This window comes from Streptomyces sp. NPDC032091 (assembly GCF_055580265.1).
On record NZ_JBVILR010000021.1, the window covers coordinates 1 to 12,974 of the forward strand.

At 75.9% G+C, this 12,974-nt stretch carries 13 protein-coding genes; 7 read left to right on the forward strand and 6 right to left on the reverse strand.

The features are described 5' to 3' along the window. Positions 1–180 precede the first annotated feature (180 nt). Positions 181–1,218, reverse strand: coding sequence for a PHP domain-containing protein (locus tag ACZ5NJ_RS28485; protein WP_468768402.1), 1,038 nt, complete (start codon positions 1,216–1,218; stop codon positions 181–183). Positions 1,219–1,310: 92 nt separating this feature from the next. On the opposite strand from ACZ5NJ_RS28485, the gene ACZ5NJ_RS28490 reads away from it, so the two are divergent. Continuing rightward, a complete protein-coding gene (locus tag ACZ5NJ_RS28490; RefSeq protein WP_468768404.1) occupies positions 1,311–1,733 on the forward strand; it encodes a YjbQ family protein in 423 nt (140 codons plus the stop codon). Between the two features lie 18 nt (positions 1,734–1,751). Here the strand turns inward: ACZ5NJ_RS28490 and ACZ5NJ_RS28495 are convergent, their stop codons facing one another. Together ACZ5NJ_RS28495 and ACZ5NJ_RS28500 are read right to left on the reverse strand one after the other, a co-directional pair. Further along, on the reverse strand, positions 1,752–2,510 hold the full coding sequence (locus tag ACZ5NJ_RS28495; protein WP_468768643.1) for a VOC family protein: 759 nt from the start codon (positions 2,508–2,510) through the stop codon (positions 1,752–1,754). A gap of 107 nt (positions 2,511–2,617) precedes the next feature. Then, positions 2,618–3,166, reverse strand: a complete 549-nt coding sequence (locus tag ACZ5NJ_RS28500; RefSeq protein WP_468768405.1) for an HPP family protein — start codon at positions 3,164–3,166, stop codon at positions 2,618–2,620. Positions 3,167–3,432: 266 nt separating this feature from the next. On the opposite strand from ACZ5NJ_RS28500, the gene ACZ5NJ_RS28505 reads away from it, so the two are divergent. Beyond that, positions 3,433–3,939, forward strand: coding sequence for a cupin domain-containing protein (locus ACZ5NJ_RS28505; protein WP_468768407.1), 507 nt, complete (start codon positions 3,433–3,435; stop codon positions 3,937–3,939). A gap of 67 nt (positions 3,940–4,006) precedes the next feature. Here the strand turns inward: ACZ5NJ_RS28505 and ACZ5NJ_RS28510 are convergent, their stop codons facing one another. Together ACZ5NJ_RS28510 and ACZ5NJ_RS28515 are read right to left on the reverse strand one after the other, a co-directional pair. After that, the gene (locus ACZ5NJ_RS28510) at positions 4,007–4,417 is read right to left on the reverse strand and encodes a peptidase inhibitor family I36 protein (RefSeq protein WP_468768409.1); all 411 of its coding nucleotides are present in this window, start codon (positions 4,415–4,417) and stop codon (positions 4,007–4,009) included. Continuing rightward, positions 4,410–5,378, reverse strand: coding sequence for a hypothetical protein (locus ACZ5NJ_RS28515; protein ID WP_468768411.1), 969 nt, complete (start codon positions 5,376–5,378; stop codon positions 4,410–4,412). The genes ACZ5NJ_RS28510 and ACZ5NJ_RS28515 overlap by 8 nt, the downstream gene beginning before the upstream one ends. A 177-nt stretch (positions 5,379–5,555) precedes the next feature. Between ACZ5NJ_RS28515 and ACZ5NJ_RS28520 the strand changes: the two genes are divergently transcribed. The 4 genes from ACZ5NJ_RS28520 (at position 5,556) to ACZ5NJ_RS28535 (ending at position 11,558) form a co-directional block, all read left to right on the forward strand. Continuing rightward, entirely contained in the window at positions 5,556–8,450 is a 2,895-nt protein-coding gene (locus ACZ5NJ_RS28520; RefSeq protein ID WP_468768412.1) for an nSTAND1 domain-containing NTPase, read from the forward strand. A gap of 33 nt (positions 8,451–8,483) precedes the next feature. Continuing rightward, positions 8,484–9,455 carry an isopenicillin N synthase family dioxygenase gene (locus ACZ5NJ_RS28525; protein WP_468768413.1) on the forward strand — a complete coding sequence of 324 codons (972 nt, stop codon included), beginning with the start codon at positions 8,484–8,486 and terminating at the stop codon, positions 9,453–9,455. Positions 9,456–9,522: 67 nt separating this feature from the next. Beyond that, positions 9,523–10,056: a GNAT family N-acetyltransferase gene (locus tag ACZ5NJ_RS28530; protein ID WP_468768415.1), complete on the forward strand. Its 534-nt coding sequence runs from the start codon at positions 9,523–9,525 to the stop codon at positions 10,054–10,056. 140 nt (positions 10,057–10,196) lie between these two features. Continuing rightward, positions 10,197–11,558 carry an FAD-dependent oxidoreductase gene (locus ACZ5NJ_RS28535; protein WP_468768417.1) on the forward strand — a complete coding sequence of 454 codons (1,362 nt, stop codon included), beginning with the start codon at positions 10,197–10,199 and terminating at the stop codon, positions 11,556–11,558. Positions 11,559–11,605: 47 nt separating this feature from the next. Here ACZ5NJ_RS28535 and ACZ5NJ_RS28540 read toward each other — a convergent pair whose 3' ends face one another. Beyond that, the gene (locus tag ACZ5NJ_RS28540) at positions 11,606–12,067 is read right to left on the reverse strand and encodes a hypothetical protein (RefSeq protein ID WP_468768419.1); all 462 of its coding nucleotides are present in this window, start codon (positions 12,065–12,067) and stop codon (positions 11,606–11,608) included. A gap of 121 nt (positions 12,068–12,188) precedes the next feature. Between ACZ5NJ_RS28540 and ACZ5NJ_RS28545 the strand changes: the two genes are divergently transcribed. Continuing rightward, positions 12,189–12,950, forward strand: a complete 762-nt coding sequence (locus ACZ5NJ_RS28545; protein ID WP_468768420.1) for an NADPH-dependent F420 reductase — start codon at positions 12,189–12,191, stop codon at positions 12,948–12,950. The last annotated feature ends 24 nt before the right edge of the window (positions 12,951–12,974 follow it).

The following is a 12,974-nucleotide window of genomic DNA, read 5'->3' on the forward strand; positions in this document are numbered from 1 at the left end:
CTGATCGCCTACGACCACTGACCAGGACTTCGGACTTACTCGTCTAGGGGGTGTCCGCAAAGTAGCGTCGTCCGCCCGCAGGGCGGGCCCCGCGGCGTCCGGTGCGGCGAGAGTGCGTGCCGGGCGTCGCGGGGCAGGCGGGACTTTGCGGACACCCCCTAGAAGCGGGCCCCTTGCGGGCTACTCCGGGGCCCGGCGGGTGCGGGTCCAGTCCAGGAGGGCGTCGGCGGGCCAGGTGTTGACCACGCGCTCCGGCGGGACCCCGCACTCCACGGCCCGTCCGCAGCCCAGGATCTGCCAGTCGAGCTGGCCCGGGGCGTGGGCGTCGGTGTCGATCGCGAAGAGGACCCCCGCCTCCACCGCCAGGCGCAGCAGCCGGCGGGGCGGGTCCAGGCGCTCGGGGCGGCTGTTGACCTCCACCGCCGTACCGGACTCCGCGCAGGCCGCGAACACGGCCTCCGCGTCGAACGTGGACTCCGGACGGGTCCGGCCGGTCACCAGCCGGCCCGTACAGTGCCCGAGGACGTCCATCAGCGGGTTGCGGACCGCCGCCAGCAGCCGCCGGGTCATCGCCGGCGACTCCATCCGCAGCTTGGAGTGCACGGACCCCACCACCACGTCGAGCCGCTCCAGCAGTTCCGGCTCCTGGTCGAGCGAGCCGTCGAGGAGGATGTCGCACTCGATCCCGGTGAGCAGCCGGAACGGCGCCCACCGCTGGTTCAGCTCCGCCACCACCTCCAGCTGCTCGCGCAGCCGCTGCGGCGTCAGGCCCCGGGCGACCGTCAGGCTCGGCGAATGGTCCGTCAGTACCGCCCACTCGTGCCCGAGCCCGGCGGCGGCCCGGCCCATCGCCTCGATCGGGCTCCCGCCGTCCGACCAGTCCGAGTGCAGGTGGCAGTCCCCGCGCAGGGCCGCGCGCAGCGCGACGGCGGCGGGGCCGGGCGGCGGCCCCGCGGGCAGCGCCGCCGCCTCGTCCTCCAGCGTCCGCAGGTACTGCGGGACCTCCCCGCGCAGCGCCTCCCGCACCACCTGGGCGGTCTTCGGCCCGATGCCCTTGACCGCCTCCAGCGTGCCGGCGGCGGCCCGCTCGGCCGCCTCCCCCTCACCCATGCGGGTCAGCGCCGAGGCGGCCGTACGGAAGGCGCGGACCCGGTACGTGGGGGCCTGCGCGCGCTCCAGCAGGAAGGCGATCCGGTCCAGCGCCGCCACGGGGTCCATGGGCGCACCTCCTCACGGAGTCAGTGTCCCCACTGACCCGCGCGGCGGCGAGCGCGCGGCGCCGCGCGGGCGGGTGCGCGATCATGGACCCCATGTCCGACCGATTCACCACCCGGATCCTCGACCTGACGACCGGCCGCGCCGAGACCGTCACCGACCTCACCCGCGCCTGCGAGCGCTTCCTCGCCGAGGAGGCGGCCGGCCGCGACGGGCTGCTCAACGTCTTCGTCCCGCACGCCACCGCGGGCATCGCCGTGATCGAGACGGGCGCCGGCAGCGACGACGACCTCCTGGAGGCGCTGCGCGCCCTGCTCCCGGCCGACGACCGCTGGCAGCACCGGCACGGCTCCCCGGGCCACGGCCGCGACCACGTCCTGCCCGCCTTCGTCCCCCCGCACGCCACCCTGCCGGTGGTCGGCGGCCGGCTCATGCTGGGGACCTGGCAGTCGGTCTGCCTGGTCGACACGAACAGGGACAACCCCGACCGGCAGGTGCGGCTGAGCTTCCTCGGCTGAGGAGGGCGGGCCGGGGAGTCAGGCCGTCGGGCCGGCTTCCGGGTCCGTGACCCGTTCGGTGAGGGTGAACAGCGCCCCGTCCGGGTCGCGCAGCATGACCGAGCGCTCCCTGCCGTCCGAGGTGACCACCGAGACGGTCCGGCCGCCGAGGTCCAGCGCCGCCTCGACGGCGGGGTCCAGCTCCGGGACGCGGAAGTGGACGTGCCAGCGCGGCCGGGTGTGCGGGGTGTAGGCGCCGACCTCCACGGGGCCGCTGTTCAGCCGGGCGACCGGTTCCCCGCCCTGCCGCAGGACGACCTGCTCCTCCTCGTAACCGACCTCGCAGCACCCGGCGCGGCCCGTGGCCCACTCCAGCACCTCCCCGTAGAACAGGGCCGCGTCGAAGGCGTTGCGGGTGCGCAGCTCCAGCCAGGCGGGTGCCGGGCCCAGCCCCACCCGCCAGCCCGCGGAGACCGGCCCCTGCCAGATGCCGAACACCGCCCCGTCGGGGTCGGCGACCAGGGCCGCCCGTCCGCCGCCGGGGAAGGACACCGGGCCCACCGCCACCGTGCCGACGCGCTCGCGGATCCGGGCCGCCGCCACGTCGACGTCGTCGACGGCGAAGTACGGGGTCCAGGCGACCGCCACGGCCAGGTCTCCGGCCAGCGCCCCGATCCCCGCGACCGGTACGCCGTCCAGCACGGCCACCGAGAAGGCCGACCCGAACCGGGCCGGACGGAAGGTCCAGCCGACGACCGCCCCGTAGAAACGCTGGGACCCCTCCAGGTCGCGGGCCATCAGACTGACCCAGCAGGGGGCCCCGAACACGTCCTTCGTCGAAATCTCCACGGACTAGGAGTAGCGCCCGGGCCCCCTCGGTGCGGCGCAGGCGCGCCAGCGGGTCATCACCACCAGTAGGCGGGGTACCTCGGGGCGGTGCGGCGGATGCGGGACCCGGCGTACCCGGTGAGCACCAGGAGCACGGTCGAGCCGAAGAGCAGCGGGACGAACCGCGCCGGCGCCGGGGCCTGGAGGACGGTGACGACGGCCGTGGCCACGGCGGGGGAGTGCGGGGTGCGGGCGAGGGTCAGCAGGGCCAGCGTGAGCCCGGCGGCCACGGCGGCGGCCCAGGCGGAACTGCCCGCGGCCGCCAGCACGGCGTAGCCGCAGGCAACCCCGATCAGGTGGCCGACGATCACCCCGCGCGGCTGGGCCAGGGGCAGGGTGGGGGCGCTGTGCACCAGCGCGGCGCTGGCGGCGAGCGGAGGTATCAGCACCGGCTCGTGGATCGCCGCGCCGATGGCGACGAGGGCCAGCAGCACCGTCGTGGCGGCGCTGACGCTGTGGAACGCCGCGAGGGCACTGGGCCGGGGCGGGGCACCGGGCGCGCCGACGGACGGGGAGACGGGCGCGGCGGGTGCGGCGGTGGGCGTACTGGTGGTGGCGGCAGGCATGCGGAGGCGGGGTTTCGGTGCGGGGCCGGGGACGCGGAGGGCGGGCGGCCGCACCCGTCGCGGTGGTCGACCGGAGGGCGGGGCCGCGCGGCCGGCGCGTGTGCGGCCGACGCAATCCGGACATGAGTGTATCGGCCACGCGTGCCCGGCCCGGCACCGGGGGGTAGGTGCAACCCCGGAGGGGCCGGCGCGGCGAGCCCCGGCCGGGCGCCGGACGGGCGGAGGACGGCGGCGGCACGCCGACGGCCAGGGAAGGAGCAGCCCGCATGACGACCCACCCCCGCCCCGACGGGGCCCCGGCGGACCTCGACGCGGTGATCGCCGAAGGCCCCGAGGACGCGACCGGAGCCCTGTGGCGGCTGACCGGGGCCGGGCGCGGCCTCGATTCCCGCCTGGTCCGGCTGCGTCCCGGCGCCGTCGCGGAGCACACCGAGCCCGCCCTCGACGTCCTGCTCGTGGTCCTGGCGGGCGGCGGCCGGCTCGACACCCCGGACGGCGCGCACCTCCTGCGGCCCCACGCGGCGTGCCGGCTCCCGCGCGGCAGCCGGCGCTCGCTGACCGCGGGGCCCGACGGCCTCGTGTACCTGACGGTGCACACCCGCCGCCCGGGCCTGGGCACCGCCCCGGCCCCCACCCCCGCCCCGGCCCGCGTCGCCGCCGAGGGCGGTGAGCCGGCCTGCCTCCTGCACCGGGTCTGCCCCGACTGCGGCCGCCTGGCCACCGAGGCCGCTGCCGCCTACTGCTCCCGCTGCGGCTCGGAGCTCCCCGAGTAGGCCGCCGTCCCGTCCCGTCCCGCCGGTCGGCGGGACGGGACGGGACGGGCGGCAGGGGTGCGGCGGGTCAGAAGCCGCAGTTCGTGACCCACTTGTGGGAGGAGATGCGGTCGTTCCACTCCCACGGGATGTTCCCCGCGGAGCCGTTCGGGGCACAGGTGGAGGCGCCGCCGTAGTTGATGTCCTCGTAGACGCGGACGTCGCCCAGCGCGCCCGAGTAGCCGTTGTTCCACCAGGACGAGGCCCGGTCGTTCATGTTGTAGCTGTTCCCGGCGCCACAGGTGCGCCAGTCCGGGTCGTTGCCGCTCCAGCCGCAGCGCGGGCCGCCCTGGTTGGTGTCCGCCCAGACCCAGTAGTTGCCGTCGGCGGCCACGCCGGCCGGGTCCGCCGGGGCGGCGGTGGCGGGCAGGGCGCCGGGGAAGGCCAGCAGCGGCAGCGCGAGCGCGCAGGCCAGCATCGTCGTACGGAACTTATCCACGGGAACCTCCGGAAGGTGTCGGTCGGTCGTACTGGGACACGACGCGCTCCGCGAGCGGGAGCGCGGCGTTCTGGAGCCGGTGGCCGAGGTCGATGTCCGCGCGGTGGCGCGCGCGGACCTCCTCCCCGTAGTCCCGGTCCAGGGCTCGGGAGACCCGGCCCAGCGGGGTGCTGGTCGCGCAGGTCGCTTCGGTGACGGCGAGGGCGGTCTCGGCCGCGTCGGCCCGGTCGGGCGCCTGCCCCTCGCCGAGGGCGGCCGCCGCCTGCCGGGACTCGGCGGGGGAGGCGTACGGCCGGCCCGCCTCCTTCATGCAGGCGGCCCACCGGCCGACCGCCTCCGCGTAGCGGGCGTCGCGGCGCACGCGCTCCTCCTGGACGGGGCGCAGGTTCATCGTGACGACCTTGACGCGGAACCAGGAAGCCAGATCCCCATAGAGGGTGCGCTGCGCCCCGGCGATGCACCCGTCGGTGCTGGCGGTGAGGGTCATGCCGGTGGGGGCGGTGGCCGACAGGCCCGTCGGGGAGGCGCCCATCAGCGCGCTGCGGGCGGCCGCGCGCTGAGGGGCCGCCAGCCCGTGGAACCAGCGCTGGTTGGGATCGGCCGCCCGGGCCGCGGCCGCGGCCCGCTCCGCCCGGCCGCCGTAGCCGTGGGCACGGGCCCACGCCACGTCGTCCAGCCCGTACGGGAAGGACCGCTCGGCCCCCTCCTCCCGCACGGGCTCGGTCACGGCGTACGCGAAGCCCCGCGCGGACATGCAGCGGCTGATCAGGATCTGCTCGGCCCGGGCCAGGACGCGGGACTGGCCGGCGGTCGGCTCCGCGACCTCGCCGGCGGTCGGCTCCGCCGCCGGGGCCACGGCGCGCTCCCGCTCCGGCGTGCCGCCCGTGCCGCAGCCGGCCGCCGCCAGGACCAGCGCCGCCGCCAGGGCGGCCGCCGCCGGGACCGTTCGTCCTCGCCTCATCCGTCCGGACCTCCTTCGACCGTGTGTGCGCCGCGCCCCCCCGCCCGCGGCCCGCCGTCCGGACACAGGTGTAGCCGCCGGACGTTGTTCGCCGTCGGCGCCCTGGAACTGAACAAACAATTGCTGAACAATCCACCCCGGCAGGTCGAAAACGGGCCCGGGGGAAAGGGACGCCGCATGGCACGCAAGGAACGTCCGCTGGAAGGCGAGGACGGACCCCTGCTGGCATTCGCCACCGCCCTGCGCCGGCTGCGCCACGAGGCCGGCTCACCCCCGTACCGCGACATGTCCGCCCGTGCCCACTACTCCGTCGCGACCCTCTCGGGCGCCGCCGCCGGGCGGCGGCTGCCCAGCCTGGACGTGACCCTCTCCTACGTCCGCGCCTGCGGCGGGGACCCGGGGGAGTGGGAGCGCCGCTGGCACGCCGCGGCGGCGGAACTCGCCGGCGCCGGCGCCGGATCCGGGCCCCCGGAGGGCGGCCCGCCCGGGGCGGGGGCCGCGCAGGGGCTCCCGTACGTCGGCCTCGCACCCTTCCGCACCGAGGACGCCGGCCTCTTCTTCGGCCGCGAACGGCTCGTCGAGGACCTCTTCACCGCCCTGACCCGGCACCGGGTGGTCGCCCTCGTCGGCGCCTCCGGGGCCGGCAAGTCCTCCCTCCTGCACGCCGGACTGCTGCCCCGGCTGCGCGCCGACACCCGGCCCCCCTCCGTCACCGTCCTCACCCCCGGCCCGCACCCCCTGGACCGGGCCCGCGCCGCCCTCGCCGAGGACGCCGGCACCGGCGCCGTGACGGCGGCCGAACGGGTGCTGGTCGTCGACCAGTTCGAGGAGGTCTTCACCGTCTGCGCCGACCCCGGCGAACGCTCCCGCTTCGTCACCGAGCTGGTGGGCGCCGCCCGGCGCCCCGGCTCCGGCCACCGGGTGGTCCTCGGCGTGCGCGCCGACTTCTACGCCCACTGCACCCGCCATCCCGAACTCGTCGACGTGCTCCGCGAGGCCCAGGTCGTCGTCGGCCCGATGAGCGCCGCCGAACTGCGCCGGGCCGTCGTGGAACCCGCCCGCCGGGCCGGGCTCACCGTCGAGGGCGGCCTCCAGGCCACCCTCGTCGCCCACGCGCACGGCCAGGTCGGCGTCCTGCCCCTGCTCTCGCACTCCCTGCTGGAGACCTGGCGCCGGCGCCGGGGCGCCGCCCTCACCCTCGACGGGTTCCACGCCGCCGGCGGCTTCGAGGGCGCCCTCGCCCAGTCCGCCGAAGCCCTGTACGACTCCCTCTCGGCGCCCCAGCAGCGCCTCGCCCGACAGGTGTTCGTCCACCTCATCGCCCTCGGGGAGGGCACCGAGGACACCAAACGGCCCGTCGCCCGCGAGGAACTCGGCCAGGACGCCGACACCCGCACCGTCCTCGCCCGGGCGGCCGCCCTGCGGCTGCTCACCCTCGACCACGGGGCCGTCGAACTCACCCACGAGGCCCTCATCCGGGCCTGGCCCCGGCTGCGCGGCTGGCTCGGCGACGACCGCGAGCGGCTGCGCCGCCACCGGCAGCTCGCCGAGGCCGCCCGCGCCTGGGAGGCGGTGGGGCGCGACCCCGGGGCCCTGCTGCGCGGGGCCCCGCTCGCCCTGGCCCGCGAGCTCACCGCCGGCGCCGGCGACGTCCCCGTCCTCACCGCCGGGGAAGCGCGGTTCCTGGCCGCCTGCACCGCGGCCGAGACCGCCGCCGGGGACGCCGCCCGCCGCCGCACCCGCCGGCTGCGCCTGCTGGTCGGCGCGCTCGCCGCCCTCGTCGTGGTGGCCGCCGTCGCCACCGGCAGCGCGGTGCGCGCCGAGGACGAGGTCACCCGGCAGCGCAACGACGCGGTCGCCCTGAACCTCGCCGAGACCTCCGCGGACGTGGCCGCCGCCGAGCCCGGCCTGGCCGTGCAGCTGGGCCTGACGGCCTACCGGCTCTCGCCCACCGCCCGGACCCGCGACGGCCTGCTGTCCGCGCTGATGACCTCGCTCCCCGCGCACGACAAGGAGGTCGTCGCGGTCGCCTACCGCCCCGACGGCGGCCAGCTCGCCACCGCGAGCGGAGACCGCACCGCCCGGCTGTGGCGGCCCCGGGGGACCGGCCGCCCCACCCCGGTGGCCACCCTCACCGGGCACGGCGCCCCCCTGCGCGCCCTGGCCTACCGGCCGGACGGCCGCACCCTGGCCACCGCCGCGGCCGACGGCGGGGTCCGGCTGTGGGACGTCTCCGACCCGGCCCGGGCGGCCGTCGCGGCCGAACTGCCCGCGCGGGAGACGGACGTCCGCGCCCTCGCCTTCAGCCCCGACGGCCGCACCCTCGCCACCGCCGGATCGTCCGGCGGCGTCCACCTGTGGGACGTCACCCCCGACACCGACGCCCCGGCCCTGCGGGTCGTCGACGCCGGGGTGGTCCCCGGGCACCGGGACACCGTCCGCGCGGTGGCCTTCAGCCCCGACGGGCGGGTCCTCGCCACCGGCGGGGAGGACGCCACCGTCCGGCTGACCGATGTGAGCGACCGCGCCCGCCCGGCCCCGCTCGCGGTGCTGGGGGGTCACGACCCCGCCGCGTTCTCCGTCGCCTTCGCCCCCGACGGCCGCACCCTCGCCACCGCCTCCGGCGGCCGCACCCCCGTCCGGCTGTGGGACCTGGCCGATCCGCGCCGGCCCGCGCCGCTCGCGACCCTGACCGGGCACACCGACGTCGTCGGCGCGGTGGCCTTCAGCCCGGACGGCCGCTCCCTGGCCAGCGCGAGCGACGACCGCACCGTCCGGCTGTGGGACGTGGCCCGCGGCGCCCGCCCCGCCCCGCTCGCCACCCTGGCCGGGCACGTCACCGCCGTCGGCTCCGTGGCCTTCAGCCCCGACGGCGCGGTGCTGGCCTCCGGGGGCTACGACACCACCCTCCGGCTGGCGGACACCGGCCTCGACCGGGCCCTCGCGGGAGCCTGCGCGCACACCGGCCCGCGGATCACCCGCGCGCAGTGGGCCTCGTACCTGCCCTACCTGGACTACGCGCCGCCCTGCAGCGGCCTCGAACGCACCCCCGGCCCCGCACCCACCCCCTGATGTCGCGACTCCCTTTTTGAAAGGCAGGCCCCCATGGCGAGCTCCCGTTCCCAGGTACCCGTCATCGATCTCGCGCCGTGGCGCTCCGGCGGCCCCGCGGAACGCGCCCGGATCGCCGGCCGGGTCGACGAGGCCCTCCAGGCGGCCGGGTTCCTGCTGGTCACCGGCCACGGGGTGGACCCGTCCCTGCCGGCCCGGATCCGGGAGGCGGCCCGCTCCTTCTTCCGGCTGCCGCCCGAGGCCAAACAGCCGTACGCGGTCGGCGTCGGCGGACGCGGCTGGCTCGGCCCCGGCGCCGAGGCGAACGCCTACGCCGAGGGGACACCCTCGCCGCCGGACCTCAAGGAGTCCTGGTCCTTCGCGGCCGACGAGCCCACCGGCGTGCCCTCGGTGGACGCCGAATGGTTCCGGCCGAACGCCTGGCCCGCCGAAGTACCGGGCCTGCGGGAGCCGGTGACCGCGTACCTGGGGGCGATGCGGGCCCTCTCCGACGAGCTGCTGGAGCTGCTCGCGGTGGCCCTGACCCTGTCCGAGGACCACTTCACCCGCCACACCGGCCACCCCACCTGGGGGTTCAACCTCAACTGGTACCCGGGCGCCGAGCGCGTGGGGGAGCCCCTGCCCGGACAGTTCCGCATCGGGCCGCACACCGACTTCGGTACGGTCACCGTCCTGGACCGCGAGCCGGGCGCGGGCGGCCTCCAGATCCACACCGACGCCGACGGCTGGCAGGACGCCCCCTGGGATCCGGCCGCGCTCACCGTCAACATCGGCGACCTGCTGGCCCGCTGGACCGGTGACCGCTGGCGGGCCGGCCGCCACCGGGTCCTGCCGCCGCCCGCGCACGCCCCGGCGGAGGAGCTCGTGTCGCTGGTCTACTTCTACGAGTGCGACGCCCACACCCGCGTCGAGCCGCTGCCCGCCCCGGTCGGCCGGGTGGCGCACGACCCGGTGGACTCGCACGCCTACCTGCGCGCGAAGCTGGACCAGATCACCGTCGCCTGACCCCGCCCACCGGTCCCGGCGCCGCCCCGATTACCCCTGGTCGGGCCCGGTTCGGCAGGATGGGGGCATGACCGAGATCCGCACCCCCCGCCTCCTCCTGCGCCGCTGGACCGACGACGACCTCGTACCCCTGTCCGAGATCACCTCGGACCCGGACGTGATGCGCTGGATCGGCGATGGTTCCGTGCTCGACATCGACGGGGCCGCCGAGGCCATCGAGCTGTGGGAGGAGGAGTGGGACGACGAGGGCTTCGGCGTCTTCGCCGTCGAGCTCCTCGCCTCCGGCGAGCTGATCGGGGCCGTCGGCCTGTCCGCCGCCGACGAGCTGCCCGAGACGCGGCACCAGGTACAGATCGTGTGGCGCCTCGGCCGGCCCTTCTGGGGCCAGGGCTACGCCTCCGAAGCGGCCCAGGCCACCCTGGAGTTCGCCCTCCAGGACCGCGGTCTCGACCGGGTCGTCGCCATCAACCGGGTCGGCAACGAGGAATCCGCCAACGTGCTCCGCAAGCTCGGGATGGAGCGGATGGGCGACGCCGTCGACCCCGAGAGCGGGGCCCCCGTCACCCTCCACGGCATCGACCTCACCGAGTACGCGGCCTGAGTGTCGACCCAGAAGCACGGCTTTGGCATGTCATAAGACTGCCTTATGGGGGCATAAACAGGAGGCGGGTACGGGGTTAGGGTGGCCTTAGTTTAGGGTTTCCGTGATCAGTCCGATTTTCGGTCGAAGGGAACCCATTCATGCCTCGCCCTCTGCGGGTAGCAATCGTCGGTGCCGGCCCCGCCGGTATCTACGCGGCCGACGCGCTGCTGAAGTCCGAGGCGGCCGCCGACCCCGGCGTCTCCATCGACGTCTTCGAGCGCATGCCCGCCCCCTTCGGCCTGATCCGCTACGGGGTCGCCCCCGACCACCCCCGCATCAAGGGCATCATCACCGCCCTGCACCAGGTCCTCGACAAGCCGCAGGTCCGCCTCTTCGGCAACGTCGACTACCCCGGCGACATCTCCCTGGACGAGCTGCGCTCCTTCTACGACGCCGTGGTCTTCTCCACCGGCGCCACCGCCGACCGCGCCCTCGGCATCCCCGGCGTCGAGCTCGACGGCTCCTACGGTGCCGCCGACTTCGTCTCCTGGTACGACGGCCACCCGGACGTGCCGCGCACCTGGCCGCTGGAGGCGGAGAAGGTCGCCGTCCTCGGCGTCGGCAACGTCGCCCTCGACGTCGCCCGGATCCTCGCCAAGACCGCCGACGAGCTCCTGCCCACCGAGATCCCGCCGAACGTCTACGACGGCCTCAAGGCCAACAAGGCCCTGGAGGTCCACGTCTTCGGCCGCCGCGGCCCGGCGCAGGCGAAGTTCAGCCCGATGGAGCTGCGCGAGCTCGACCACTCGCCCACCATCGAGGTCATCGTCAACCCCGAGGACATCGACTACGACGAGGGCTCGATCGCCACCCGCCGCTCCAACAAGCAGGCGGACATGGTCGCCAAGACCCTGGAGAACTGGGCGATCCGGGACACCGGCGACCGCCCGCACAAGCTGTTCCTGCACTTCTTCGAGTCCCCGGCCGAGATCCTCGGTGAGGACGGCAAGGTCGTCGGTCTGCGCACCGAGCGCACCGAGCTGGACGGCACGGGCAACGTCAGGGGCACCGGCGAGTTCACCACCTGGGACGTCCAGTCCGTCTACCGGGCCGTCGGCTACCTCTCCGACGAGCTGCCCAAGCTGCCCTGGGACGTCGAGTCGGGCACGGTGCCGGACGAGGGCGGCCGCGTCATGGAGGCCGGGGAGCACATGGCCTCGACGTACGTGACGGGCTGGATCCGGCGCGGCCCCATCGGTCTGATCGGCCACACCAAGGGCGACGCCAACGAGACCGTGGCCAACCTCCTCGAAGACCACGCCCAGGGACGGCTGCTCACCCCCGCCGCACCCGAGCCGGAGGCGGTCGAGGCCTTCCTCGCCGAGCGGCAGGTCCGCTACACCACCTGGGAGGGCTGGTACCGGCTGGACGCCGCCGAGAAGGCGCTGGGCGAGCCGCAGGGCCGCGAACGCGTGAAGATCGTGGAGCGCGAGGAGATGCTCGGGGCCAGCGGCGCCTGAGACACCGAGGGGGCCCGCCGGCGGCGGGCCCCCTCGCGTGCCCGGGGTCAGTCCCGGATCGCGGTGATCTTCCTGGTCGCCAGGTCGGCCTGCACGTGGACGGTGGTCGTGGTGTCTCCGCTCCAGGTGAGGGTGACCGCGGCGTTGGTCTTGCCCATCCCGCTGTCGACGGAGGTCACCTTCCACTTCAGCGGTACGTTCTGGGCGCGCAGCACCCCGTTCGCGTGATTGGCCGCCTCCCACTGCGCCAGCTCCCGGCGGAGGGGCTCCGAGAGGTAGAACGCGCGCAGCTGGTCCGCGGTCCGGCCGTCGCCGTCGTAGACCGCGTCGATGTACGCGCCGTAGAAGTCGGCGATCCGGGTGAACGCCCCCTCCGGGCTGCCGGAGACGGACGGCGGCGCGACGGCCGTGGCCGAGGTGCCGGAGACGAGGGCGAAGGAGAGGGCGGCCGCGCCCGCCGTGGCCGCGAGGGCGACGGACGTGGCGCGCCTGGTCGGGAACTGGAGCATCGGTCGGTACCTTTCCCCTGATCACGTACGGCCGGTACGGTCCCCGGCTGCCCCGGAAGACGGCTGGTCACCGCCAAGAGGTTCTCCTTGTCCGGGAAATGGCGAGATTTCGCTCGTACGGGTGATCTGTGCGCCCGGGTCCGGGCGGCGGCGGAATGCGGCGGAGCGCACGGAGGTTGCGAGGGACGCGACATCCCACTCCGCACGCACTGGAGAGCTCATGAAGATCGGCATCATCGGCGCCGGCAACATCGGCGGCAACCTCGCGCGCCGGCTCACCGCCCTCGGACACGAGGTCCGCGTCGCCAACTCCCGCGGCCCGCACACGCTCACCGCCCTCGCCGAGGAGACCGGGGCCGTCCCCGTGACGGTCGCGGAGGCGGCCCTCGGCGCCGAGGTCGTCGTGGTCACCGTCCCCTTCAAGAACGTGCCCGACCTGCCCGCGGGGCTCTTCGACGGAGCCGCCGGGGGCTTCGCCGTCATCGACACCAACAACTACTACCCGCGCGAGCGCGACGGCCGCATCGCCGCCGTCGAGGACGAGGGCCTCACCGAGAGCCGCTGGATCGAACGGCAGCTGGGGCACCCGGTGGTGAAGGCCTTCAACGGCACCTACGCCGCCGACATCCTCGACCGGCCCCGCCCGGCCGGCGCCCCGGACCGCCTGGCGCTGCCCGTCGCCGGCGACGACGAGGCGGCGAAGAAGACCGTCCGCGCCCTGATCGACGAGCTCGGGTTCGACACCGTCGACGCGGGCGGCATCGACGAGTCCTGGCGCCAGCAGCCCGCCACCCCCGTCTACGGGCTGCGCGCGGGCGTCGAGGCGGTCACCCGCGCCCTGGCCGAGGCCTCGCCCGAGCGCACTCCGGAGTTCCGCGGCTGAGCGCGCGACGGCGGCCCGGACCGG

What these genes read in the sequence shown, in the direction of transcription:
- ACZ5NJ_RS28535 (WP_468768417.1), top strand. Translation starts at nt 10,197, where the DNA reads ATGCCTCGCCCTCTGCGGGTAGCAATCGTCGGTGCCGGCCCCGCCGGT.
- ACZ5NJ_RS28505 (WP_468768407.1), top strand. Translation starts at nt 3,433, where the DNA reads ATGACGACCCACCCCCGCCCCGACGGGGCCCCGGCGGACCTCGACGCG.
- ACZ5NJ_RS28515 (WP_468768411.1), bottom strand. Translation starts at nt 5,378, where the DNA reads ATGAGGCGAGGACGAACGGTCCCGGCGGCGGCCGCCCTGGCGGCGGCG.
- ACZ5NJ_RS28530 (WP_468768415.1), top strand. Translation starts at nt 9,523, where the DNA reads ATGACCGAGATCCGCACCCCCCGCCTCCTCCTGCGCCGCTGGACCGAC.
- ACZ5NJ_RS28540 (WP_468768419.1), bottom strand. Translation starts at nt 12,067, where the DNA reads ATGCTCCAGTTCCCGACCAGGCGCGCCACGTCCGTCGCCCTCGCGGCC.
- ACZ5NJ_RS28485 (WP_468768402.1), bottom strand. Translation starts at nt 1,218, where the DNA reads ATGGACCCCGTGGCGGCGCTGGACCGGATCGCCTTCCTGCTGGAGCGC.
- ACZ5NJ_RS28490 (WP_468768404.1), top strand. Translation starts at nt 1,311, where the DNA reads ATGTCCGACCGATTCACCACCCGGATCCTCGACCTGACGACCGGCCGC.
- ACZ5NJ_RS28520 (WP_468768412.1), top strand. Translation starts at nt 5,556, where the DNA reads ATGGCACGCAAGGAACGTCCGCTGGAAGGCGAGGACGGACCCCTGCTG.
- ACZ5NJ_RS28525 (WP_468768413.1), top strand. Translation starts at nt 8,484, where the DNA reads ATGGCGAGCTCCCGTTCCCAGGTACCCGTCATCGATCTCGCGCCGTGG.
- ACZ5NJ_RS28500 (WP_468768405.1), bottom strand. Translation starts at nt 3,166, where the DNA reads ATGCCTGCCGCCACCACCAGTACGCCCACCGCCGCACCCGCCGCGCCC.
- ACZ5NJ_RS28495 (WP_468768643.1), bottom strand. Translation starts at nt 2,510, where the DNA reads ATGGCCCGCGACCTGGAGGGGTCCCAGCGTTTCTACGGGGCGGTCGTC.